The sequence below is a fragment of the Pseudorhodoferax sp. Leaf265 genome (assembly GCF_001422365.1).
GTDB lineage: Bacteria > Pseudomonadota > Gammaproteobacteria > Burkholderiales > Burkholderiaceae_C > Pseudorhodoferax.
In genome coordinates this window covers 284592-306513 of sequence record NZ_LMMT01000038.1, presented here as the reverse complement: position 1 = coordinate 306513, position 21922 = coordinate 284592, and the positions used below count along the sequence as shown (strand labels likewise).

Annotated in this window: 20 protein-coding genes; 6 read left to right on the top strand and 14 right to left on the bottom strand. The window is 68.8% G+C overall.

The window, feature by feature from the left end:
• Positions 1-21: 21 nt before the first annotated feature.
• The 5 genes from ASF45_RS28545 to def are packed head-to-tail and all read right to left on the bottom strand — an operon-like array spanning position 22 to position 3045.
• The gene (locus tag ASF45_RS28545) at positions 22-360 is read right to left on the bottom strand and encodes an AzlD domain-containing protein (RefSeq protein WP_056671545.1); all 339 of its coding nucleotides are present in this window, start codon (positions 358-360) and stop codon (positions 22-24) included.
• On the bottom strand, positions 357-1097 hold the full coding sequence (locus tag ASF45_RS28540) for an AzlC family ABC transporter permease (protein ID WP_056671543.1): 741 nt from the start codon (positions 1095-1097) through the stop codon (positions 357-359). The genes ASF45_RS28545 and ASF45_RS28540 overlap by 4 nt, the downstream gene beginning before the upstream one ends.
• A complete protein-coding gene (fmt, locus tag ASF45_RS28535) occupies positions 1097-2047 on the bottom strand; it encodes a methionyl-tRNA formyltransferase (protein WP_056671541.1) in 951 nt (316 codons plus the stop codon). The genes ASF45_RS28540 and fmt overlap by 1 nt, the downstream gene beginning before the upstream one ends.
• Positions 2048-2050: 3 nt before the next feature.
• Complete coding sequence (gene bamE, locus ASF45_RS28530; protein WP_056671539.1) at positions 2051-2521, bottom strand: outer membrane protein assembly factor BamE; 471 nt, start codon at positions 2519-2521, stop codon at positions 2051-2053.
• A 5-nt stretch (positions 2522-2526) separates the two neighbouring features.
• Positions 2527-3045, bottom strand: coding sequence for a peptide deformylase (gene def / locus ASF45_RS28525; RefSeq protein WP_056671537.1), 519 nt, complete (start codon positions 3043-3045; stop codon positions 2527-2529).
• Between the two features lie 165 nt (positions 3046-3210).
• On the opposite strand from def, the gene ASF45_RS28520 reads away from it, so the two are divergent.
• The 3 genes from ASF45_RS28520 to ASF45_RS28510 are packed head-to-tail and all read left to right on the top strand — an operon-like array spanning position 3211 to position 6065.
• Positions 3211-4428: a LysM peptidoglycan-binding domain-containing protein gene (locus ASF45_RS28520; protein WP_056671535.1), complete on the top strand. Its 1218-nt coding sequence runs from the start codon at positions 3211-3213 to the stop codon at positions 4426-4428.
• A gap of 25 nt (positions 4429-4453) precedes the next feature.
• Positions 4454-5581, top strand: coding sequence for a DNA-processing protein DprA (gene dprA, locus ASF45_RS28515; protein ID WP_056671533.1), 1128 nt, complete (start codon positions 4454-4456; stop codon positions 5579-5581).
• Positions 5582-5615: 34 nt separating this feature from the next.
• On the top strand, positions 5616-6065 hold the full coding sequence (locus ASF45_RS28510) for a DUF494 family protein (RefSeq protein ID WP_056671531.1): 450 nt from the start codon (positions 5616-5618) through the stop codon (positions 6063-6065).
• A gap of 9 nt (positions 6066-6074) precedes the next feature.
• Here the strand turns inward: ASF45_RS28510 and ASF45_RS28505 are convergent, their stop codons facing one another.
• The 5 genes from ASF45_RS28505 to ASF45_RS28485 form a co-directional block, all read right to left on the bottom strand.
• A complete protein-coding gene (locus ASF45_RS28505) occupies positions 6075-8426 on the bottom strand; it encodes a DUF1631 family protein (RefSeq protein ID WP_056671529.1) in 2352 nt (783 codons plus the stop codon).
• Positions 8427-8447: 21 nt separating this feature from the next.
• Positions 8448-9398: a protein translocase subunit SecF gene (secF, locus tag ASF45_RS28500; protein ID WP_056671527.1), complete on the bottom strand. Its 951-nt coding sequence runs from the start codon at positions 9396-9398 to the stop codon at positions 8448-8450.
• A gap of 15 nt (positions 9399-9413) precedes the next feature.
• Positions 9414-11297, bottom strand: a complete 1884-nt coding sequence (gene secD, locus ASF45_RS28495; RefSeq protein ID WP_056671525.1) for a protein translocase subunit SecD — start codon at positions 11295-11297, stop codon at positions 9414-9416.
• Between the two features lie 42 nt (positions 11298-11339).
• Positions 11340-11675, bottom strand: a complete 336-nt coding sequence (gene yajC / locus ASF45_RS28490; RefSeq protein ID WP_056671523.1) for a preprotein translocase subunit YajC — start codon at positions 11673-11675, stop codon at positions 11340-11342.
• Positions 11676-11839: 164 nt separating this feature from the next.
• Positions 11840-15448 (bottom strand): indolepyruvate ferredoxin oxidoreductase family protein, encoded by a 3609-nt coding sequence (locus ASF45_RS28485; protein WP_056671521.1) that lies wholly within the window; start codon positions 15446-15448, stop codon positions 11840-11842.
• Between the two features lie 151 nt (positions 15449-15599).
• Here ASF45_RS28485 and ASF45_RS28480 point away from each other — a divergent pair, with 151 nt between their 5' ends.
• Together ASF45_RS28480 and ASF45_RS28475 are read left to right on the top strand one after the other, a co-directional pair.
• Positions 15600-16079: an Lrp/AsnC family transcriptional regulator gene (locus tag ASF45_RS28480; RefSeq protein WP_056671519.1), complete on the top strand. Its 480-nt coding sequence runs from the start codon at positions 15600-15602 to the stop codon at positions 16077-16079.
• A gap of 80 nt (positions 16080-16159) precedes the next feature.
• The gene (locus ASF45_RS28475; protein WP_056671517.1) at positions 16160-16615 is read left to right on the top strand and encodes a hypothetical protein; all 456 of its coding nucleotides are present in this window, start codon (positions 16160-16162) and stop codon (positions 16613-16615) included.
• 210 nt (positions 16616-16825) lie between these two features.
• On the opposite strand, the gene mrdA is transcribed toward ASF45_RS28475, so the two are convergent.
• Genes mrdA through ASF45_RS28455 form a run of 4 tightly spaced genes read right to left on the bottom strand, consistent with a single transcriptional unit; the run spans position 16826 to position 21413 of the window.
• On the bottom strand, positions 16826-18856 hold the full coding sequence (gene mrdA / locus ASF45_RS28470) for a penicillin-binding protein 2 (RefSeq protein WP_056671515.1): 2031 nt from the start codon (positions 18854-18856) through the stop codon (positions 16826-16828).
• 25 nt (positions 18857-18881) lie between these two features.
• The gene (mreD, locus tag ASF45_RS28465; protein WP_056671513.1) at positions 18882-19412 is read right to left on the bottom strand and encodes a rod shape-determining protein MreD; all 531 of its coding nucleotides are present in this window, start codon (positions 19410-19412) and stop codon (positions 18882-18884) included.
• The gene (gene mreC / locus ASF45_RS28460; RefSeq protein ID WP_056671511.1) at positions 19409-20353 is read right to left on the bottom strand and encodes a rod shape-determining protein MreC; all 945 of its coding nucleotides are present in this window, start codon (positions 20351-20353) and stop codon (positions 19409-19411) included. Before mreC ends, mreD begins: the two co-directional genes overlap by 4 nt.
• Before the next feature lie 16 nt (positions 20354-20369).
• On the bottom strand, positions 20370-21413 hold the full coding sequence (locus tag ASF45_RS28455) for a rod shape-determining protein (RefSeq protein WP_056671509.1): 1044 nt from the start codon (positions 21411-21413) through the stop codon (positions 20370-20372).
• 204 nt (positions 21414-21617) lie between these two features.
• Here ASF45_RS28455 and gatC point away from each other — a divergent pair, with 204 nt between their 5' ends.
• The gene (gene gatC, locus ASF45_RS28450) at positions 21618-21917 is read left to right on the top strand and encodes an Asp-tRNA(Asn)/Glu-tRNA(Gln) amidotransferase subunit GatC (protein WP_056671507.1); all 300 of its coding nucleotides are present in this window, start codon (positions 21618-21620) and stop codon (positions 21915-21917) included.
• Positions 21918-21922: the final 5 nt, after the last annotated feature.

Below are 21922 nucleotides of genomic sequence, written 5' to 3'. Positions count from 1 at the left end.
CGCCCATTGTAGAAACCACCCCTACCAGCCCAGCCCCAGGTGCAAGGGCAGATACACGGCCATGCCCACCAGCATGGTGCCCAGCACACCGCCACGCCAGAAGTACCAGGCTGCGCCGACCGCGGTGGCGTACAGGCGTGCGTCCTGCCAGGTGGCGACGAACTGGCCGTTGCTCATCAGGATCTCGGGCGCGATGACCGCGGCCAGCGCCGCCACCGGCGCGTAGTGCAGCGCGCGGTGCGCCCAGTCGGGCAGGCCCCAGGGGCGGTCCAGGATGAAGAAGAAGCAGCGCGTGAGCACCGTCACGCCGGCCAGCCCGACGATGACGGCCAGCGTCCACAGGTCGGTCGTGCCGCTCATTTCTCGTCCTCGGCGTCGGCGTCGAGGCCCAGTTGCTTCTCCAGCCAGAAGCAGGCCAGCACCGCCATGCCGATGCCCGCGACGATGTTGAGCCTGAGCGGCAGGGCGTAGGCTGCCACCGCCGTGGCCGAGGCGATCAGTGCGGCCAGGATGCGCAGCCGCGTGGTCGCCATCGAACACACGATGGCCACCAGGCTCAGCACGCCCGCGAAGCCCAGGCCCCAGTGCGTCGGGATGAAGTTGGCCAACGCGATGCCGATGAGGCTCATGCCCATCCACGCGATCCAGGTCACGCAGTAGCCGCCGGTCAGGAAGGCTTCCTGTGCCGCGCGCTCGTCCGGCGTCTGGCCCGGCGTCGCGAAGCGGCGCGTAAACATGGCATAGCTCATGTCGGCCGTCAGGTAGCCGTGCAGCAGCCGGCGCCAGCGCGGCATGTAGAGCAGGTAGGGCCGCAGGTGCAGGCTGAACACCACGAAGCGCAGGTTCACGCAGAAGCCCGTGGCCAGGATCACCCAGAACGGCGCGCCGGCGACCAGCAGAGGCAGGGCCGCCAGCTGCGAACTGCCGGCGTAGACCAGCAGCGTCATGGCCACGGCCTCGACCACCGACAGGCCGGACTTGAGCATGGCCACGCCCGTCATGAGGCCCCAGGCGCCGATGCCCATGGCCACGGGCAGCATCTCGCGCCAGGCTTCACCGAACGCCGGCCGGCGCCGCACCTCTGCGGACCAGAACATCAGCCCAGTACCTGGCCGCGCTGGATGGAGAAGCCCGCCAGCACGGCCGCGGCCGGCAGGCGTTTGCCGCCAGCACGCTGCAACTCGGTCAGCAGCAGCACGCCGTCGCCGGTGGCCACGGCCAGGCCCGCGGCGTCGGCCGCCAGCACGGTGCCGGGCGGCAGAGCGGTGGCATCGGGCAGCACGCGGCCGGCCCAGCACTTGAGCGTTTCGCCGCCGAGCTGCGTGGTCGCGCCCGGGAACGGGTCGAAGGCGCGCAGCCGGCGCACGATGGTGACAGCCGGCAGTGTCCAGTCGATGGGCGCCTCGGCCTTCTCGATCTTGTGGGCGTAGGTGACGCCTTCGGCCGGCTGGGGCCGGGGCCGCAGGCGGCCGGCTTCGGCCTGGCGCAATGCCTCGACGATCAGGCGCCCGCCCTGTTCGGCCAGGCGGTCGTGCAGCTGGGCAGTGCTGTCCTCGCCGATGGCGAGCGACTCTTCCACCAGCATGTCGCCGGTGTCCAGGCCGGCGTCCATCTGCATGATGGTCACGCCGGTCTGCGCATCGCCGGCCTCGATGGCGCGGTGGATGGGCGCGGCACCGCGCCAGCGCGGCAGCAGGCTGGCGTGGATGTTCAGGCACCCCAGGCGCGGCAGGTCCAGCACCCATTGGGGCAGGATCAGGCCGTAGGCGGCAACCACCATGGCGTCCGGCCGCGCGGCCAGCAGGGCCGCGCGCGCGGCAGCCGCGTCCTCAGGGTACTTGCCGTCCAGCCGCAGGCTGCGCGGCTGGGCCACGGGCCAGCCGTTCTCCAGCGCGCACTGCTTGACCGGCGAGGCCTGCAGCTTCATGCCGCGGCCGGCGGGCCGGTCGGGCTGGGTCAGCACGAGGGGAATCTCGAAACCGTGGGCGTGCAGGGCCGCCAGGGCCACCCGTGCGAACTCGGGTGTACCCGCAAAAACAATGCGCATGGATCAGTTGATGGTGTGTCGCATGTTGCGCCAGTCCACGCCCTCATGGGCACGGCGCACCACGCCGGCGGAGTCCAGGTAGACCCAGTAGTAGAGGTCGATCATGCCTTCGCGCCAGCGGTAGGTCAGGATGGGGCCGTCCCAGCTGCTGACGCGCTCGTTGTCCGGGGCGGGGCCGAACTCGCGCTCGACGTCCGCGCGCATCCACGAGCCATCGGTGGCGATGCGCGCGAAGTCACTGCGGTTCATGACCTGGCGCACACTGCGCACCTGGCCGCCGGCGTCCACGTCGACCATGAAGACCCGCTGGCCGGATGGCTGCTGCGAGTACTGCAGCCGCTGGCCGTCCGGCAAGGCGACGCTGCGCGTGGGCTGGCCCCAGGAGGCCAGCACCTGCTCGCGCGTCATGCCGGGCTGCACGCTGGCGCATGCTGCCAGCAGCAGGGGCAGCGCAGCGGCAAGCAGGCGCAGCATGAGGGTCAGGCCGCGTCGCGCGCCAGGTCGCGCTGGGCCTTGAGCATCTTGGTTTTGATGCGATTGCGCTTGAGCGGCGACAGGTATTCGACGAACACCTTGCCCAGCAGGTGATCCATCTCGTGCTGGATGCAGATGGCCAGGAGACCTTCGGCCTCGACGCTGCGCGACTGGCCTTCGCCATCGAGGGCTTGCACGCGGATGCGGCTGGCGCGCTCGACACCGTCGTAGATGCCGGGCACGGACAGGCAGCCCTCTTCGCCGAGCTCGCGCTCGGGGCTGGACCAGGTGATCTCGGGGTTGATGAGGACCAGTGGCTGGTCGCGCTCTTCGGACACGTCGATCACGATCACGCGCTCGTGCACATCGACCTGCGTGGCGGCCAGGCCGATGCCCTTGGCGTCGTACATGGTCTGGAGCATGTCGGCCACCAGGGCCCGGATGCGGTCGTCCACGGTGACCACCGGCTTGGCCACCTTGTGCAGCCTGGCGTCGGGGTATTGAAGAATCGGAAGCAGGGCCATGGAAACGCAAAGATCGGAGTTGTGGCTATTTTCGCCACTTTTGACGACCGGCCTGGGCGGCCAGGGCAATAATCGTTGTCCGATCAGGGGCTCACGCGCACAATTGCCGGCGATATTTCGCGCGATTTCCGAACGGCGCGGCCACCATCACGCTTCGCTCAAAGGATGTTTCTGGTGCAACGCATGACCCACCACAGCCTGGGAATCGCCGCGCTGGCTGCCGCGGCCACCCTGCTGGCCGCCCCTGTGAAGGCCCAGAACCACCCGGTCACGCCCACGCAGCGCGACACCGCCGTCCAGGTGGCCCAGCGCGGCGTAGCCCTGTCGGAACTGGCGCCCGACGCACCGGACAGCTACACGGTCAAGAGCGGCGACACGCTGTGGGGCATCTCCGGCCTGTTCCTGGTCCGGCCCTGGCGCTGGCCCGAGCTGTGGGGCATGAACCTGCAGGACATCCGCAACCCGCACCTGATCTACCCCGGCCAGCAGCTGTTCCTGCACAAGGACGGTGACCGCGCGCGGCTGAGCACGCGGGCACCCGGTGCTGATGGCCTGGCCACGGTGCGCGTGTCGCCCCGCGTGCGCTCGACCTCGCTGGCCGACAGCGCGCTGCCCACGTTGTCGCCCAGCGCCATCGAACCCTTTCTGACCGAGTCGCTGGTCGTCGAGGAGAACGCGCTGCAGAACGCGCCGCGCATCGTGGCCACGCGCGAGCAGCGCGTGATGCTGGCCAAGGGCGACCGCGCCTACGCCCGCGGCTCGGTGGAGTTCCCGCTGGCGCCCGTGCCGGGCCAGCCGGCCGCCTTCCGCGTGGTGCGAAACGCCGTGCCGCTCAAGGACCCGGTGTCCGGCGAGGTGCTGGGCTACGAGGCCTACTACCTGGGCAAGGCCCAGCTGCTGCAGGGTGAGGGCACGCGCGAGATCACCGACAAGGACGGCAAGACCACCGTGGAGGTGGTGCCCGCGTCCATGGACATCCTGGTGTCCAAGGAGGACATCCGCGTGGGCGACCGGCTGCTGCCCGAGCCGCCACCCGAGCTGACGCGCTATGTGCCACACGCGCCGTCCGGCGCCATCGACGGCCGTGTGGTGTCGATCTACGGCAGCAGCGGCATCTCCAACACCAACGCAGCCCAGAGCCAGGTGGTGGCCATCAACAAGGGCACGCGCGATGGCCTGGAACGCGGCCACGTGCTCACGCTGCTCAGCGATGGCGGGCGCCTGCCGGACAGCACCGACCCGGCCAAGGCCATGCTCAAGCTGCCCGACGAGACCAACGGCACGCTGATGGTGTTCCGCACCTTCGAGCGCGTGTCCTACGGCCTGATCCTGGGCATCCAGAGCGGCGTGAAGGTCGGCGACCGGCTGGTCGCGCCACGCTGAGGCCCATGCCCCGAGGGCGCCGCCCATGGAGCGCAGCGAACTCGGCCACTGGCTCCGGCTGCTGGGCACGCCGGAGATCGGCAACGACGCCGCGCGCCGCCTGCTGACGGCCTTCGGCACGCCGCAGGCGGTGTTCGAGCAGGACGTTTCCGTGCTGGCCCGAGTGGTGAATGCGCGCCAGCTGCGGCACCTGGCCGAACCACCGGCCGGCCATGCGGACCTGCTGGAAAAGACCTGGCAGTGGCTGCAGCAGCGGCCTGAGCAGCGCCGCGTGCTGGTGCCAGGCCAGGACGACTATCCCGCGGCGCTGCTGAACATGGCCGACCCGCCGCTGCTGCTCTACGCGACAGGCGCGCTGGCGCGCTGGCAGGCCTTCGCCGCCGCAGGGCGCGGCCTCGCCATCGTGGGCAGCCGCAAGCCCACACCCCAGGGCTTGGCCCATGCCCGGCAGTTCGCGCGCGGGGCCGCCTCGGCCGGCTGGACCATCGTCTCCGGCCTGGCACAGGGCGTGGACGGGGCGGCGCACGAAGGCGCGCTGGAAGGCATGGCCGACGACGCGTCCCAGCCGGCCACCGTGGCCGTGGTCGGCACCGGGCTGGACAGCGTCTACCCCAAGGTCCACCTCGCGCTGGCCCGCGCCATCTCCGCGCGCGGCATGCTGCTGTCCGAGTACCCGCTCGGCACGCCGCCGCTGGCCGCCAATTTTCCGCGCCGCAACCGCCTGATCGCCGGGCTCAGCCGCGGCACGCTGGTGGTGGAGGCTGCGCTGCGCTCGGGCTCGCTGATCACCGCGCGGCTGGCGGCGGAGCAAGGCAGGGAGGTGTTCGCCATCCCCGGCTCCATCCATGCGCCGCAGGCGGGTGGCTGCCACCAGCTGATCCAGCAAGGCGCCAAGCTGGTCACCCGGATCGAGGAGGTGCTGGAGGAATTCGATGCGGCGACCGCAGCGGCCGCGGCCCCTGCGCCGGCCGAACCGCGGCCCGACGACGACGTGCTGGCCCACATCGGCTTCGACCCCATGGGCCTGGATGCGCTGGCGGCCCGCACCGGCCTGCCGACCGCGATCCTGCAGGCCCGCCTGCTGGAGCTGGAACTGGACGGCCACATCGTGCGCCTGCCCGGTGCGCTGTTCCAGCGCTTCGCGGCCGCCTGACAAACCTGACAGGCTGCTGCGCTATATTGGGCCCATGTTCGAAGTGCTCGCTTACGTCTACGAAAACTACTGGCGCGGCGATGCCTGCCCCGAACCGCAGCAGCTGGGCCGCAAGCTCAGTGCCGTCGGATTCGAGGCCGAGGAAATCAGCCAGGCGCTGGATTGGCTCAGCGGCTTGCGCGTCGGCACCGTGCACGAGGCGCTGCCGCCCAGCACGGCCATGCGGGTCTACACGCCCGCCGAACGCGAGCATCTGGGCGCGGAATGCCTGGGTTTCGTGCACCTGCTCGAGGGCGCCGGCGTGCTGCCGGCGGCGCAGCGCGAGCTCGTGGTGGATCGGGCCATGGCCGCGCCTGGCGCGCCGGTGGCGCTGTCCGAGTTCAAGATGATCGTGCTGATGGTCTACTGGAGCAGCGGCACCGAGCCCGATGCGCTGGTGCTGGACGAGCTGTCGCAGGACACCTCGGCGCGCCTGGCGCACTGAGGCGGCTGCTCAAACCGCCAGCAGCCGCCCCGGGTTGGCGTCCAGCTTTTCGAGCGCCTGGCGCGTCGCGCGCAAGGTGAGCGCTTCCTCTTCCTGCGGGATCAGCAGGCCAGCCTGCAGGTAGGCGGCCAGGCGCTTGGCCTGGATCAGCGTGCTGCGGCCGTCCATGGCCGCGAACAGGAACAGTTGCCTGCGTTCGCTGCGCCAGGCCAGCTGCACCTGGCTGATCTTCTGGTTGTGGTCCAGCGTGAACCAGTGGCCCAGTTGCAGTTCGTGCGCCCAGGCCAGCATGGCTTCGCTGGGCTTGGCGCCGGCATCCGGGATCACGTCGATGGACGAGGCGTCGATGCCCAGCATGAGTTCGATGCTGTCGGCGTCCAGCGGCAGGTCACCCATGCTCTCGTCGCTGACGAAATCCTCCAGGTTGGCCAGGCGCTGGGCCATCATGTCGATGCGGGCTTGCGGAATCGCCTCGGTCTTGGACATGAAGGCGTCGGCCAACGTGTCGCTGATGCGCTTGATGTGGCCTTCCTGCACCGGCGAGGACAGGCCCAGCAGCGTCATGCCCTGGCGCAGGCGCTGCAGCAGCGCCGGCAGGCTCTGGATGACGCGCGCGCGGTCGGCCCGGTTGGGCTTGGCGCTGGCGGCCCAGACCAGGTCGGCGGCCGAGCGCTTGAAGGCCACGGTCTCCTCGTCCTGCGCGCCCTTGCGCACGGCGGCCATGGCCAGCACCTCGGCCCAGACCTTGAACAGGAACTCGCGCACCTCGTCGCGCACCGGCATGTCCTTGAGCATGTTGCGCAGCTCGATCGTGTACTGGATCGCGAGCGTCTCCTTCTGCTCGACCTGCTGCGCGACGCTGACCACCTTGGAGGCCGCGCCTTTCTCCGTCAGGTACTTGGACAGGAACTTCTGGAACTCGTCGTAGACCAGCTGGAACACGCGCCGGCCGGTCTCCGGGTACTGCTCGATGACCTGCACCACGCGCCGGATCTCGGCCTCCAGCGCACTGCCGCCGATGGCATGGGCATCGAAGCCCAGCGCACAGGAACCCATGCGGTCGATCAGCTGGCGCGCCGGATGGTTCAGCGTGCCGAAGAACTCGGGCTCGGCCAGCGCCACGCGCAGCACCGGCAGCTGCAGCCGCGCGAACCAGACGCGCACCGCCGCCGGGATGCGCTCCTCGGCCAGGATGCTCTGGAACATCAACGCCACGATCTCGATGGTGGCCTTCTCACCATCGGTGGAGGCCTTCTTCTTGAGTTCGTTGGAGCGCTCGCGCAGCACGCCAGCCACGCGGACCACGCTGGCCTGGGTGTAGGCCACGCCGTCGGCCGATTCGGTGTCGCCGATCAGCATGTCGGGGTCGACCATGCTCTGGCTGCGCTGCAGTGCGTGGGCCAGCGTCGGCGTGATCTCCTGCTTGGCGGTGGCCTCGAAGATGCCGGCGGTCTGCTCGCTCAGCACGCGGCGCAGCTGGCCCAGCACGCCCTGGGCACGGCGGCGCGCGCGCGCCAGCGGCGACATGGCAGCCACCATCTGGCCGTCGGCGAGGTGGCGGTTGCGCTGGCCATCGTCGCGCGCAAGCGGCTGCGCGGTGTCGGGGCCGCGGCGCGCAGGGTCGGGCAGCACGCTGTCCAGCGCGTCCTGGCCGGTCGGCGCTTCGCGCCGTGCCTGGGCCGCATGCTGCCCCGGAGAAGCGGAAGACATCTGCGTCAGGCGCACGCGGTACTTGGTCTCGCCGTCGGTCTGCACGCCCGAAGACACCAGCAGGGCCTCGCAGGACTTGCAGGCATCCAGCACATGGGCAGCCAGTTCGCGCTGCAGGGTCTCGACCACGAGCAAGAGGCTGGCACGCGGCAGGCGGGTTGCCAGCCATTGCTCGATCAGCAACCGCATCAGGGTCTCGGGCCGCAGCACGTCGTCCGGCCCGAGCTCGTCGCTCTTTTCGAGCTGCTGCACCCGAACGCACAATTCGGCCAGCGGCCCACCGATGCGTTCCTGCAGGGCCAGCGCCAGGCGCGAGGCCAGGATCTTGTTCTCGACGACGTCGTCGCCGACCAGCGTCAACTCGAGCACCGGCGGCACCGGCTTGGACGGCACGGCCGCCGGATCGGCCCGGGCCGCGCGCTGCCAGGCAGCAGCCACGGCCTCTTCCCAGGCGCGGCCATGGCTCTGGAACAGCGTCCACGCGTCGCGCCGCTCCTGCATCTCGCGTACCGAGCTGACCTGCTCCAGCGCCTGCGTCAGGCGTTCCTTGACCGCGGCACCGACCTCGCCCAGGCGGCGGCTGAGTTCGGCCACGAAATGCTGGCGCGTGCGCCGGGCTAGCGGATGGTCGGGAGTGGCGGTGGTGGACATGGACGTTCGGTGGCTGCCCTTCTAGACGACGGCGCCCGAATTCGGGTCGTTCGGATCTTCATCCTTCCTGGCGACTTTCACCAGATCCTCGCGCTTGACACCCAGCCACATCGCGATGGCCGCCGCGACGAAGCACGACGAGTAGATGCCGAAGCAGATGCCGATGGTCAAGGCCAGTGCGAAGTAATGCAGCGTGGGGCCGCCGAAGAAGAACATGGACAGCACCACCAGCTGCGTCGAACCGTGGGTGATGATGGTGCGGCTGATGGTGCTGGTGATGGCCGAGTCGATCACTTCCTGCGTGGTCAGCTTGCGGTAGCGCCGGAAGTTCTCGCGCACGCGGTCGAAGATCACGACCGACTCGTTGACCGAGTAGCCCAGCACCGCCAGCACGGCCGCCAGCACCGCCAGTGAGAACTCCCACTGGAAGAAGGCGAAGAAGCCCAGAATGATGACCACGTCGTGCAGGTTGGCGAAGACCGTGGACACGGCGAACTTCCACTCGAAGCGGAACGCCAGGTAGACCATGATGCCGATCACCACCATGGCCAGCGCCTTCAGGCCGTTGGTGGTCAGCTCCTCGCCGACCTGCGGGCCGACGAACTCCACGCCGCGCAGCGTGACGCCGGGGTCCACCGCCTTGAGCGCCTGGACGACCTGGTCGCTCTGCTGGGTCGCATTCATGTCCTTGCGCGCGGGCAGGCGGATCTGCACGTCGCGCGAGGAGCCGTAGGCCTGCACCAGCACCTCGGAGTAGCCGAGCGTGCCGATGGTTTCGCGCACCTTGCCGATGTCGGCCGATTGCTCGTAGGCCACTTCCATCACGGTACCGCCCGTGAACTCCACCGACAGGTGCAGCCCGCGGTGGAACAGGAAGAACACGGCCAGCGCGAAGGTCAGGAACGAGATCGCGTTCAGCACCAGCGCGTGGCGCATGAACGGGATGGTCTTGCGGATGCGGAAAAATTCCATTCTTCTCTCCCGCCTTTACTTGGCCGGCACAGCCTGGGGGTCCGACTCGGGCCGCCAGACGGTACCGATGGACACGCTCTTGAGCTTCTTCTGCCGGCCATACCAGAGGTTTACCAGCGCGCGCGAGAAGAACACGGCCGAGAACATGGAGGTCACGATGCCCAGGCAGTGCACCACGGCGAAGCCGCGGATCGGGCCGGAGCCGAAGGCCAGCAGCGCCACGCCGGCGATCAGCGTGGTGACGTTGGAGTCCAGGATGGTGCCCCAGGCGCGGTCGTAGCCCGCGTGGATGGCGGCCTGTGGCGAGGCCCCGGTGCGCAGCTCCTCGCGCACACGCTCGTTGATCAGCACGTTCGAGTCGATGGCCACGCCGATGGCCAGTGCCATGGCAGCGATGCCGGGCAGCGTGAGCGTGGCCTGCAACATGGACAGCACGGCCACCAGCAGCAGCAGGTTGAACGCCAGCGCGATCGACGAGAACACGCCGAACAGCGCGTAATAGGCGCACATGAACACCATGATGGCCAGGAAACCGTACAGCACGCTGTTGAAGCCCTTGCTGATGTTGTCGGCGCCCAGGCTCGGGCCGATGGTGCGCTCCTGGATGATCTCCATCGGCGCGGCCAGCGAGCCGGCGCGCAGCAGCAGCGCCGTGTCGTTGGCTTCGGTGGTGGTCATGCTGCCGGAGATCTGCACACGGCCGCCGGCGATCTCGGTGCGGATCACGGGCGCGGTGACGACCTCGCCGCGCCCCTTCTCGAACAGGATGATGGCCATGCGCTTGTTGATGTTCTCGCGCGTGACGTCCTTGAAGATGCGGGCGCCCTTGGCGTCCAGCGTCAGGTTGACGGTGGGCTGCTGGGTCTGGCTGTCGAAGCCGGGCTGGGCGTCGGTCAGGTTCTCGCCGGTCAGCACCACCTGGCGCTTGACGATGACGTTCTGGCCGGCGCGGTCCGGGTAGCGCTCGGAGCCGAACGGCACGGCGCCGCTGCCGGTCTCGGCGCTGCGCGCCTCGGTGCTCTCGTCGACCAGGCGCACCTCCAGCGTGGCCGTGCGGCCCAGGATGTCCTTGGCCTTGGCCGTGTCCTGCACGCCGGGCAACTGGACCACGATGCGTTCCAGGCCCTGCTGCTGGATCACAGGCTCGGCCACGCCGAGTTCGTTGATCCGGTTGTGCAGCGTGGTGATGTTCTGCTTGAGCGCGGCGTCCTGCAGGCGGCGCGCGGCCTCCGGCTTGATGCTGGCGACCAGTCTCCAGGTGTTGCCTTCCTGGCTGTCGGTGGACGACAGGTCGGGGAACTGGTCCTGGATCACGTTCCTGGCCGCGGCCAGCGCCTGCGCGTCGCGGAAGGTGATTTCCACGTTCTGGCCGCTGCGGTTGACCGAGGCACCGCGGATGTTCTTGTCGCGCAGCGCCGTGCGCAGGTCGCCAGCGAAGGATTCGGCGCGCTTGTCGATGGCACCCTTCATGTCCACCTGCAGCAGGAAGTCCACGCCGCCGCGCAGGTCCAGGCCCAGGTACATGGGGTGGGCGTTGAGTGCGGCCAGCCAAGCCGGCGAACGCGGCACGAGGTTCAGCGCCACCACGTAGGACGGGTCGGCCGTGTCGGGCACCAGCGCGCGCTGCAGCGCGTCGCGCGCCTTGAGCTGCTCGTCCGGCGTCGCGAAGCGCGCGCGCACCGAGCCGCCGTCCAGCGACACCAGGTCGGGCGTGGCACCCGCCTCTTTCAGGATCTGCTCGACGCGCTCACGCGTGGCGGCATCCACCTTCACGCTGGCCTTGCCGGCAGACACCTGCACGGCCGGCGCTTCGCCGTAGAAATTGGGCAGGGCGTAGATCAGCCCCAGCAGCAGCACGACCACGATGGTCACGTACTTCCATACCGGATAACGGTTCATGATCGCTCGCGCGCCGCAAGGCGCCTTCCAGACAGACAGGAATTACTTGAGGGTGCCCTTGGGCAGCACCTGCACCACGGCGTGGCGCTGCAGCTGCACCTCCACGCCCGTGGCGATCTCCACGCTCAGCGAACCTTCGCCCAGCTTGGTCACCCTGCCGATCAGCCCGCCGGCGGTGGCGATCTCGTCGCCCTTGGCCAGCGCGTCGATCATGGCGCGGTGCTCCTTCTGCTTCTTCATCTGCGGACGGATCATGATGAAGTACAGCACCACGAACATCAGCAGCAGCGGCAGCATGCTGCCCAAGGACGACATCAGGTCGCCACCACCGGAAGCTGCAGCAGGCGCGGTTTGGGCAAAAGCGGAAGAAATCAGCACGAAGCGTCTCCAGACGAGGATGCAAAGATCGAAAAGCGCACGAATGCGCGCAACGCCGCGCGCAGTAAACGCACGAAGCGGGCGAAAAACAGGCGATTGTATGCCGCCGGCCCGGGCGGGGCGCGGAGGCCCCAGCCGGCATAAGGCCGGCCGGGGGCAGGGCCTCAGGCGGCGCGCGCCTGGCTGGACGGATCGCGGAACGCGGCCTGCAGCTGCGCCCACTTCTGGCGGGCTGCCGCCAGGTTGCGCTCCTTCACATGGCCGTAGCCCTTGATCTGCTCGGGGATGCGCGCGATGTCCAGCGCCACGGCGTGGTTGGCGGCGTTCAGGCCGGCCAGCACCTCGTCGATGCTGGCGCGGTACTCTTTGACCAGCGCGCGCTCGGTCCGCCGCTCCTCGGTGCGACCGAACACGTCGAGCACCGTGCCGCGCAGACCCTTGAACCTGGCCAGGATCTTGAAGCCGGTCAGCATGGAGGGGCCGAACTTGCGCTTTTGCAGCTCGCCCTTGGCGTTCTTCTTCGCCGTCATGGGTGGCGCCAGATGGTAGTTCAGTGTGTAGTCGCCTTCGAACATGCCATGCACGCGGGCCAGGAAGGCCGGATCGGTGTGCAGCCGCGCCACCTCGTACTCGTCCTTGTAGGCCATCAGCTTGAACAGGTAGCGTGCCACGGCCTCGCTGAGCGGAAGATGCCTGGGCGCGCCCATGGCTTGCTCGCGCGCGCGCACCTTCTCGACGAAGGCCTGGTACTCGGCGGCGTAGGCCGCATTCTGGTAACCGGTCAGGAACTCCACGCGGCGCGCGACCATCTGCTCCAGCGTCTCACGCTTCTTGAAGTCGATGACCTGCACCTTGCCGCCCGCGCCGGACAGCAGCTGCTCCATGGCCGCCGGCTCGGCCGCTGCGCGGCGGCCCCAGGCGAAGGCCGCCTTGTTCTGCGCCACGGCCACGGCATTGAGCTCGATCGCGCGCATCAGCGAATCGAAGGCCAGCGGGATCCAGCCCTTCTGCCAGGCATAGCCCAGCATCATGGGGTTGACATAGATGGTGTCGCCCATCAGTTTGGTGGCCGCGGCATCGGCGTCGAAGCGGCCCAGGCCGGCCTCGCCGACGATCTGCGCGAGTTCGGCCGCGCAGGCGTCGGCCGGGTTCTGCCATTCGATGTTCTTGACGAAGGCCGCCGTCGGCGCGCCGTGCACGTTGAGCGCCACATGCGTGCGGCCGCCCCGCATGCGCATCGTCGACTCCTTGTTGGCCGCCACCAGCGGGTCGCAGCCCAGCACGAGGTCGGCCGCGGCCATGGACACGCGCGTGGTGCGGATGTCGTCCTGGTGGTTGCCGATGAGCACGTGGCTCCATGTGGCCCCCCCCTTTTGCGCCAGGCCCGCCGCATCCTGCGTGACGATGCCCTTGCCTTCCAGGTGCGCGGCCACGCCCAGCAGCTGGCCGATGGTGATCACGCCCGTGCCGCCGACGCCGGCGACCACGATGCCCCAGGTGCCACTCACAGCCGGCAGCTGCGGCTCGGGCAGCGCACCCAGCTCGAACGGCGACGGCGCCTGCGCCTTGGACTTGCCCTTGAGCTTGCCGCCCTCCACCGTGACGAAGCTCGGGCAGAAGCCCTTCAGGCAGCTCATGTCCTTGTTGCAGGTGCTCTGGTTGATGGTGCGCTTGCGGCCGAAGTCGGTCTCCAGCGGCTCCACCGACAAGCAGTTGGACTGCACGCTGCAGTCGCCGCAGCCCTCGCAGACCAGTTCGTTGATGACCACGCGCTTGGCCGGGTCCACGGCCGTGCCGCGCTTGCGGCGGCGGCGCTTCTCGGTCGCGCAGGTCTGGTCGTAGATGATGGCCGTGGTGCCGGCGATGGCGCGGAACTCGCGCTGGATCTCGTCCAGCCGGTCGCGGTGGTGCACGGTGACCTGGTCGCCCGGGATCGCCACGCCCTGGTACTTCTCGGGCTCGTCGGTCACGACCACGACCTTCTTGGCGCCCTCGGCATGCAGGCTCTCGGCGATCTGCAGCACCGAATGGCCCTCGGGCCGCTCGCCGACCTGCTGGCCGCCGGTCATGGCCACCGCGTCGTTGTAGAGGATCTTGTAGGTGATGTTGACGCCCGCCGCGATGGACTGGCGGATTGCCAGCAACCCGCTGTGGAAGTAGGTGCCATCGCCCAGGTTGGCGAAGATGTGCTGGTCGGTCGTGAAGGGCTGCTGGCCGACCCAGGGCACACCCTCGCCGCCCATCTGCGTGAAGCCGATGGTCGAGCGGTCCATCCAGGTGGCCATGAAGTGGCAGCCGATGCCGCCCATGGCACGCGAGCCCTCGGGTACCTTGGTGGAGGTGTTGTGCGGGCAGCCCGAGCAGAACCAGGGCAACCGGTCGGCACCCTGCACGCCGCCGACTTCCAGCACCTGCATGGAGCGCTCCTTGGCCTCCAGGATGGCCAACTGCGCGTCCACGCGCGCCACCATGTCGGCGCCGCCTGCCGCCAGCACGCCGGTCTTCTGCAGCCGCTGGGCCAGGGCCTTGGCGATCAGCGCGGGCGACAGGTCGGCGTTGGCACGCAGCAAGGTGTTGGCCGTGGGGTTGGCCATGGACCATTCGCCGCCCGAGAAATCGCCCGCGACCTCGTTGAACTTGCCCAGCACGTTGGGCCGCACGTCCGAGCGCCAGTTGTAGAGCTCTTCCTTGAGCTGGTACTCGATGACCTGGCGCTTTTCCTCCACCACCAGGATCTCCTGCATGCCGGTGGCGAAGTCGCGCGTGAGCTGGGCCTCCAGCGGCCAGACCACGCCGACCTTGTGCAGCCGGATGCCGAGCTGGCGACAGCTGGCGTCGTCCAGGCCCAGATCGAGCAGGGCCTGGCGCGTGTCGTTGTAGGCCTTGCCGCTGGCGATCAGGCCGTAGCGGTCGTTTGCCCCCTCGATCACGTTGTAGTTCAGCTTGTTGGCTCGGATGTAGGCCAGCGCGGCATACCACTTGTAGTGGAACAACCGGGCTTCCTGCTCCAGCGCGTGGTCGGGCCAGCGGATGTGCACGCCGCCGGGCGGCATTTCGAAGTCCGTGGGGATGCGGATCTGCACGCGCTCCGGGTCGATCATCGCCGTCGCGCTCGATTCGACGATCTCCTGGATGGTCTTCATGCCCGACCAGACGCCCGAGAAGCGGCTCATGGCGAAGGCGTGGATGCCCAGGTCCAGGATTTCCTGCACGTTGGCCGGGAAGAACACCGGCAGCCCGCAGGCCTTGAAGATGTGGTCGCTCTGGTGTGCGGCGGTCGAGCTCTTGGAGATGTGGTCGTCGCCGGCCACGGCGATGACGCCGCCCCAGGGCGTGGTGCCGGCCATGTTGGCGTGCTTGAACACGTCGGAGCAACGGTCCACGCCCGGGCCCTTGCCATACCAGATGCCGAACACGCCGTCGAAGCGATTGGTGCCCGGCGGCGAGAAGCCCAGTTGCTGCGTGCCCCACAGGGCGGTGGCCGCCAGTTCCTCGTTCACGCCGGGCTGGAAGACGATGTTCTGGGCCTTGAGGAACTTGCTGGCCTTCCACAGGGCCTGGTCGTAGCCGCCCAAGGGGGAGCCACGGTAGCCGCTGATGAAGCCCGCGGTGTTCTTGCCGACCTGCGCATCGCGCAGGCGCTGCAGCATGGGCAGCTTGACCAGGGCCTGCACGCCGCTCATGAAGGCGCGGCCGTGGTCCAGGCTGTACTTGTCGTCGAGCGTGACGGTCTCGAGCGCCTTGCGGATGTGCTCGGGCAGCGGTGCGTTCATCGTGGAAGGTCTCCGGAAGGTGAAGCTGGCGCCTCGTGGGCGCTGGCGATGGTTCTGCGGGCCAGTGTATTGAGAAGGCGCAGATATGTCCTTGCTTTTGCTTCCTTGATTTCGGCCATTCCAGAAAGCTTCTTGCTGTAGATTTGCATTCATGGAAACACTCGACAAGTTCGACCGTGCGATCCTGCAAGAACTGCAGGCCGATGGCCGGCTCAGCAACGCCGAGCTGGCGCAGCGCGTGGGCCTGTCGGCCGCGCCCTGCTGGCGCCGCGTGAAGGCGCTGGAGGAGTCCGGCTTCATCAAGGGCTACCGCGCCGAGATCGACCGGCGCCGCATCGGTCTCGGGGTGCTGGCCTTCGTGCGGCTGGATGCCGACCGCAACAACGGCAATGTCACGCGCGAGCTGGAAGACGCGATCCGCAAGCTGCCCGAGGTGGTGTCGTGCCACTACATCAGCGGCGCCGGCACCTTCGAGCTGCAGGTGGTCTCGCGCGACCTGGACAGCTTTGCCCAGTTCGCGCGCGAGGTGCTGATCAACCTGCCCAATGTGAAGGACCTGCACACCAGCTTCTCGCTGGGCGAGGTCAAGGAAAGCAGCGCGCTGCCGCTCGGCCACCTGCAGCCACGCTGACCACCGAAGCCGGCAAAAGCCTGGCTTTTCCCCGTCTGTCGGCCGATTCGCACAGCCGGGGATTCCTAGAATCGGCCGCCATGGATTCGCCCCTGCTGCAACAAGAAAGCCCCTGGAACACCGAGCTGCTGCTCCCCCGGATCACCCAGGATGCAGGGCTCACGCAGATGCAGATCGCCGCAGGCGGCCTGTCGCTGCTGCTGAGCCGCCTGAGCCCCGAATTCGCACGCAGCAAATTCCTGCCCACGCGCCGCGTGGCGCAGCGCCTCACACGCGCGCTGGAATACCGCAATCCGGCCAAGGCCCACCTGGTGGCCGACGACGTGGCACAGACCCTGCGCGAGTGCGAGCGCGCACTCGATCCCGGCACGGTCATGGCCTTGAAATCGCTATTGGTCCAAACCCAGCGCCGCGAAGCCGAGGCCGCGCAGCACGAACGCGCCGACGACTACAGCTTGAGCGACTTCATGGCCGAGCAGGAACTGTCGTTCGGCAGCGGCGTCCTGACGCGCCCACACGCGCTGACAGCCAACTGACGCAGGGTAAATCCCGAGCCCCGCAACGAACAAATTGTCCTAAAGTCCTTTGTGTTGTCCGGCGGCCTTGCCAACCGGATACGAGAGGTCCGAGGAGACATTCAACCAAGTCCAAGACATCACTCAGACATCCGTACGAGATGTTCCTAACTTCGAAACGTCGCTTCTGCGGCGTTTTTTTTTGCGCGGGCGGTTGGGGGAGTGCAGGGATCAGCGGGCAACGGCCGGCGTCGGCGTCTGCGCCATCTGCACCGGCCCCGTCGTCGCCGCGTCGGCCATGGACGCGCCCACGACGGGCGGTGCCGGCAGGTCGGGCACCTCGGCGATCGGCCGTGGCTTGCCCAGCGGCGGCCCGCCCTTGCCGGCGCGCACATGGGCCAGGTCGGCTTCGTTGGGATACACGCCGGCCACCCAGAAATCGAACACACGGCGCGCGATCGGGGCGGCGGCCTCGGCCCCCCAGCCCGCGTTCTCGACGATGAGCGCCAGCGCGATGGTGGGCTTGTCGGCCGGCGCGAACGCCATGTACAGCGCGTGGTCGCGCTGGTACTCGGCCAGCGCCGCGGCGTTGTACTTGCTCTTCTGGCCGATGGTCACGGCCTGGGCCGTGCCGGTCTTGCCGCCCGACAGGTAGGCGGCACCGGAGAACACACGCGTGGCCGTGCCCTCCTGCGTCACGCCGACCAGCGCGCGCCGGATCGCCGCCACGTTCTCGGGCCTGTAGTTGAGATTCACGCCGGGCTCGCGCACCACCGGGCGCCGCTCGCCGGTCACGCTGTCCTCCACGGCCAGGGCCAGGTGCGGCCGGTGCTTGATGCCGTTGTTGGCCAGGATGGACGTGGCCTGTGCCAGCTGCAGCATGGTGAAGGTGTTGTAGCCCTGACCGATGCCCAGCGAGATGGTCTCGCCCGCGTACCACTTCTGGTGCTCGGGCCGGCGGTAGGCCTTGCGTTTCCAGGCCTGGCTGGGCAGCACGCCGCGCACCTCGCCGTTGATGTCCAGGCCCGTGAGCTGGCCGAAGCTCAGCGGTGCCATGAAGTCGTGGATGGCGTCCACGCCCATGTCGTTGGCCAGGGAATAGTAGTAGACGTTGCTGGACTTGACGATGCTGCGGTGCAGGTCCACCGCGCCCAGGCCGCCGTCGCCGTGGCTGCGGTAGGTGTGGCCGCCGAAGGTCCAGGAGCCGCCGTCGCTCGTGATGTCGCCGGGCCGGCGCTTGCCGGTCTCCAGCGCGGCCAGGCCCATGAAAGGCTTGTAGGTCGAGCCCGGCGGGTAGGTGCCGCGCAGCGCGCGGTTCAGCAGCGGCCGGGCCATGGACTCGCTCAGCGCGGCCCAGCTTTCCTGGTCGATGCCCTCGACGAACAGGTTGGGGTCGTAGGTCGGCTTGCTGACGAAGGCCAGCACCTCGCCGGTTTGCGGGTCCAGTGCGACCAGCGCACCGCGGCGCTCGCCGTACAGATCCTCGACCAGCTTCTGCAGCCGCGCATCGATCGACAGCACCACGGTGTTGCCCGGCGTGGCCTTGCTGCTGGCCAGGCGCCGCACCGCGCGGCCGCCGGCCGAGGTTTCGATCTGCTCCACGCCGGTCTTGCCGTGCAGCTCGGCCTCGTAGCTCTGCTCGATGCCGAGCTTGCCGATGTACTCCGTGCCCTTGTAGTTGCCTTCGTCGTCGGTCTCTTCCAGGCGCGCCTTCTCGGCCGCGTTGATGCGGCCGATGTAGCCGACCACATGCGCGCCGAGCTCGCCCTGCGGGTAGTGGCGGAACAGCCGGGCCTTGATGTCCATGCCCGGAAAGCGGTAGCGCTGGGCCGCGAAGCGCGCCACCTCCTCGTCGGACAGCCGCGTGCGGATCGGCAGCGACTCGAAGTTGCGCGACTCGTCGAGCAGCTTGCGAAAGCGCCGACGGTCGCGCGGCGTGACCTCGATGACTTCGGACAGCGCGTCGATGGCCGGCTCCAGCGGGCCGACCTTGGACGGGGTGATCTCCAACGTGTAGGCCGAGTAGTTGCTGGCCAGCACCACGCCGTTGCGGTCCAGGATGTGGCCGCGCGTGGGCGCCACCGGCACGATGGCCGTGCGGTTGCGCTCGGCCTGGGCACGCAGATCGTCGTGGCGCCCCACCTGCAGGACGACCAGCCGCGCGAACAGGCCGGCGAAGGCCAGCAGCACGAGCAGGCCGATCACGACCATCCGGCGGCGGAAGCCGGCGAGCTCGCGTTCGACGTCCTTGAACTCGGTCATGCGGGTGGCGCGCGCGGGGCTGGCCTCAAAGCGGCCGATTGTCGTCCGGATCGGGCGCACGCCGCTGCGGCAGCAGCAAGGCCACGCTGACCACGGGCCACAGCGCCGCCTCCACCACCGGTGTCAGCAGCATCCACCAGCCCGGGAAGATGCCGCCGCCCAGCAGCCGCAGCACCCACTCGATCGCATGGGCGACCACGAACAGCGGCAGCACCTGCATCGCCTGCGAGGGCACGCTGAACCACAGCAGACGCCGGTGGATGGCGATCGCCAGGTAGCTCAGCACCGTGTAGGCCAGCGCGTGCTGGCCGAGCCAGGAGGCCTGGTGCACGTCCATGCACAGGCCGAACACGAAGGCCGTGCCCACACCCACGCGCTGCGGCTGGTGCACGGTCCAGAACACCAGCACCACGGCCACGAGGTCGGGCACCCAGGCCGCGCGGCCCCACAGCCCCATGTTCTGGACCATGTTGAGCAGCAGCGCGACGACCAGGCTGCTCCAGATGAAGACCGGGCTGGCCGGCAGCAGCAGCTGCTGGCCCGGACGCATGATCATTTCGTGGCCCCCTTGGCTGCGGACGCTTTCGCGGCGGGTGCCGCGGCCTTGGCCGCCGGCACCTCGGCCGCGGCCATCTCGGCGGCCGGGCGCAGCGGCTCCAGCACCATCACGTGGCGCACACCGGTCAGCTGCGCGAGCGGCCGGCAGTAGATGCGCGCGAAGGTGGAATCGGCCTGGCGCTCCACGGCCTCGACCACGGCCACGCGCAGACCGCCCGGGTAGACGCCGTCCACGCCACTGGTGGTCAGCTGGTCGCCGACCTGCACATCGGAGTTGCCGGCCATGAAGCGCAGCTCCAGCACGCCGCCCAGGTAGCCCGGGTTGCCATAGGCCACGCTGCGCGCACCTGTGCGCGCGTTGAGCACGGGAATCGCCTGGTCGCGGTCGATCAGCAATGTGACCTCGCTGACCAGCGGCAACACGCGCGTGACCTGGCCCAGCACGCCACCGGCGTCGAGCACGGGGGCGCCCGCGACCACGCCATGGGTGAGGCCGCGGTCGATCACGACCTTGCGCACATAGGGATCGGCTGCGTCGTAGAGCACCTCGGCCGCCTGGCCGGGCGTCGTGAGCCGTTCGCGCAGGCCCAGCAGGCTGCGCAGCTGCGCGTTTTCCAGCTGCAGCAGGTCGGACTGGCCGGCGCGCTGCGACTGTTCGGCCATGCGCCGCTCGGCCGCGTCGGCGCGGGCCTGCACCTCGGTCAGGCTGTCCAGGTAGACGCCTCCGCCCTGCACCAGGCGCACCGGCCCGAGCGCGGCCCACTGCACGGGATAAAGCACGGTGGCCACGGCCGCGCGCAGCGGCCGCATCAACGCGAAACGCGCATCGGCCACCATCAGGAACAGGGCCACCGCGCTGAACACCGTGAGCTTGGTGAGCGCGGAGGGGCCCTGCTTGAAGAACGGTGGCGGGGTTCTGTCCAGCGTACCGAGTGGCATCGCCTACCCCTGGGACTTACTCGCTGGTGAAGATGGAACCCAAGCGGTCCATGCGCTCCAGCGCCAGGCCGCAGCCGCGCACCACGCAGGTCAGCGGATCCTCGGCCACCAGCACGGGCAGGCCGGTTTCCTCGGCCAGCAGGCGGTCCAGGTCGCGCAGCAGCGCGCCGCCGCCGGTCAGCATCATGCCGCGCTCGGCGATGTCGGCGCCCAGTTCGGGCGGGGTCATCTCGAGCGCGTTCTTGACCGAGGCGACGATGTTGTTGAGCGGATCGGTCAGCGCTTCCAGGATCTCGTTCGACGAGATCGTGAAGCTGCGCGGCACGCCTTCGGACAGGTTGCGGCCCTTGACTTCCATCTCCTTGACCTCGGAGCCCGGGAAGGCCGAACCGATGTTCTTCTTGATGGCCTCGGCCGTGGGCTCGCCGATCAGCATGCCGTAGTTGCGGCGGATGTAGTTGATGATGGCGTCGTCGAAACGGTCGCCGCCCACGCGCACGCTGCCCTTGTAGACCATGCCGCCCAGCGAGATCACGCCGACCTCGGTGGTGCCGCCGCCGATGTCGACGACCATGGAGCCCGAGGCCTCGGCCACGGGCAGGCCGGCGCCGATCGCGGCGGCCATGGGCTCCTCGATCAGGTAGACCTGCGAGGCGCCCGCCCCCAATGCGGATTCACGGATGGCACGGCGCTCGACCTGGGTGGAACCACAGGGCACGCAGATGATGATGCGCGGGCTGGGCCGCAGCACGCCGCGCGGGTGCACCATCTTGATGAACTGCTTGAGCATCTGCTCGGTGACGGTGAAGTCGGCGATCACGCCGTCCTTCATCGGGCGGATCGCCTCGATGTTGCCGGGCACCTTGCCCAGCATGGCCTTGGCTTCCTTGCCGACGGCCTGGATCGTCTTCTTGCCCTGGGGGCCGCCTTCGTGGCGGATCGCGACGACCGAGGGCTCGTCCAGCACGATGCCCTTGTCACGCACGTAGATCAGGGTGTTGGCCGTGCCAAGGTCGATCGCCAGGTCGGTCGAGAAATACCGACGAAAAGCACCAAACATTTGAAAAATTCCTCTCGGGGGCACGGCATGCGCATCGGCTTGCGGTCGCCCCGGCTTCGGTCGAATCGGGTGGGTGTGGGCGCGTCAGGCAGCGTGAAACCAGCCCTCGCGCAAAGGCGGGATAATACCCGATCCCCCCGTGAAAACCCGCTGCAAAGCCTTGCGGCAAGCCGTTTCCGCGACCTTTCTGCTTGCAATTTTTCCATGGCACTGACCTCCGACGACATCTCACGCATCGCCAACCTGGCGCGGCTGGAACTGCACGATGCCGAGCGTGCGCGCATGCTCGGCCAGATCAACGGCTTCTTCGACATCGTCGAACGCATGCAGGCCGTGGACACCACCGGCGTGGTGCCGCTGGCCCACCCGGCCGACGTGGTGTCCGACGTGACGCTGCGCCTGCGCGAGGACGTGGTCAGCGAGCCCGACGCACGCGAAGCCAACCAGCGCAGCGCGCCAGCCGTCGAGCGCGGCCTGTTCCTGGTGCCCAAGGTGATCGAGTAATACGC

Excerpts from the sequence above, each read along its gene's own strand:
- fmt (WP_056671541.1), bottom strand. The coding sequence starts at position 2,047 with ATGCGCATTGTTTTTGCGGGTACACCCGAGTTCGCACGGGTGGCCCTG.
- secF (WP_056671527.1), bottom strand. The coding sequence starts at position 9,398 with ATGGAATTTTTCCGCATCCGCAAGACCATCCCGTTCATGCGCCACGCG.
- ASF45_RS28510 (WP_056671531.1), top strand. The coding sequence starts at position 5,616 with ATGTTCGAAGTGCTCGCTTACGTCTACGAAAACTACTGGCGCGGCGAT.
- ASF45_RS28505 (WP_056671529.1), bottom strand. The coding sequence starts at position 8,426 with ATGTCCACCACCGCCACTCCCGACCATCCGCTAGCCCGGCGCACGCGC.
- ASF45_RS28485 (WP_056671521.1), bottom strand. The coding sequence starts at position 15,448 with ATGAACGCACCGCTGCCCGAGCACATCCGCAAGGCGCTCGAGACCGTC.
- mreC (WP_056671511.1), bottom strand. The coding sequence starts at position 20,353 with ATGCCACTCGGTACGCTGGACAGAACCCCGCCACCGTTCTTCAAGCAG.
- ASF45_RS28455 (WP_056671509.1), bottom strand. The coding sequence starts at position 21,413 with ATGTTTGGTGCTTTTCGTCGGTATTTCTCGACCGACCTGGCGATCGAC.
- mreD (WP_056671513.1), bottom strand. The coding sequence starts at position 19,412 with ATGATCATGCGTCCGGGCCAGCAGCTGCTGCTGCCGGCCAGCCCGGTC.
- def (WP_056671537.1), bottom strand. The coding sequence starts at position 3,045 with ATGGCCCTGCTTCCGATTCTTCAATACCCCGACGCCAGGCTGCACAAG.
- gatC (WP_056671507.1), top strand. The coding sequence starts at position 21,618 with ATGGCACTGACCTCCGACGACATCTCACGCATCGCCAACCTGGCGCGG.
- bamE (WP_056671539.1), bottom strand. The coding sequence starts at position 2,521 with ATGCTGCGCCTGCTTGCCGCTGCGCTGCCCCTGCTGCTGGCAGCATGC.
- ASF45_RS28475 (WP_056671517.1), top strand. The coding sequence starts at position 16,160 with ATGGATTCGCCCCTGCTGCAACAAGAAAGCCCCTGGAACACCGAGCTG.
- secD (WP_056671525.1), bottom strand. The coding sequence starts at position 11,297 with ATGAACCGTTATCCGGTATGGAAGTACGTGACCATCGTGGTCGTGCTG.
- dprA (WP_056671533.1), top strand. The coding sequence starts at position 4,454 with ATGGAGCGCAGCGAACTCGGCCACTGGCTCCGGCTGCTGGGCACGCCG.
- ASF45_RS28540 (WP_056671543.1), bottom strand. The coding sequence starts at position 1,097 with ATGTTCTGGTCCGCAGAGGTGCGGCGCCGGCCGGCGTTCGGTGAAGCC.
- ASF45_RS28480 (WP_056671519.1), top strand. The coding sequence starts at position 15,600 with ATGGAAACACTCGACAAGTTCGACCGTGCGATCCTGCAAGAACTGCAG.
- ASF45_RS28545 (WP_056671545.1), bottom strand. The coding sequence starts at position 360 with ATGAGCGGCACGACCGACCTGTGGACGCTGGCCGTCATCGTCGGGCTG.
- ASF45_RS28520 (WP_056671535.1), top strand. The coding sequence starts at position 3,211 with ATGTTTCTGGTGCAACGCATGACCCACCACAGCCTGGGAATCGCCGCG.
- mrdA (WP_056671515.1), bottom strand. The coding sequence starts at position 18,856 with ATGACCGAGTTCAAGGACGTCGAACGCGAGCTCGCCGGCTTCCGCCGC.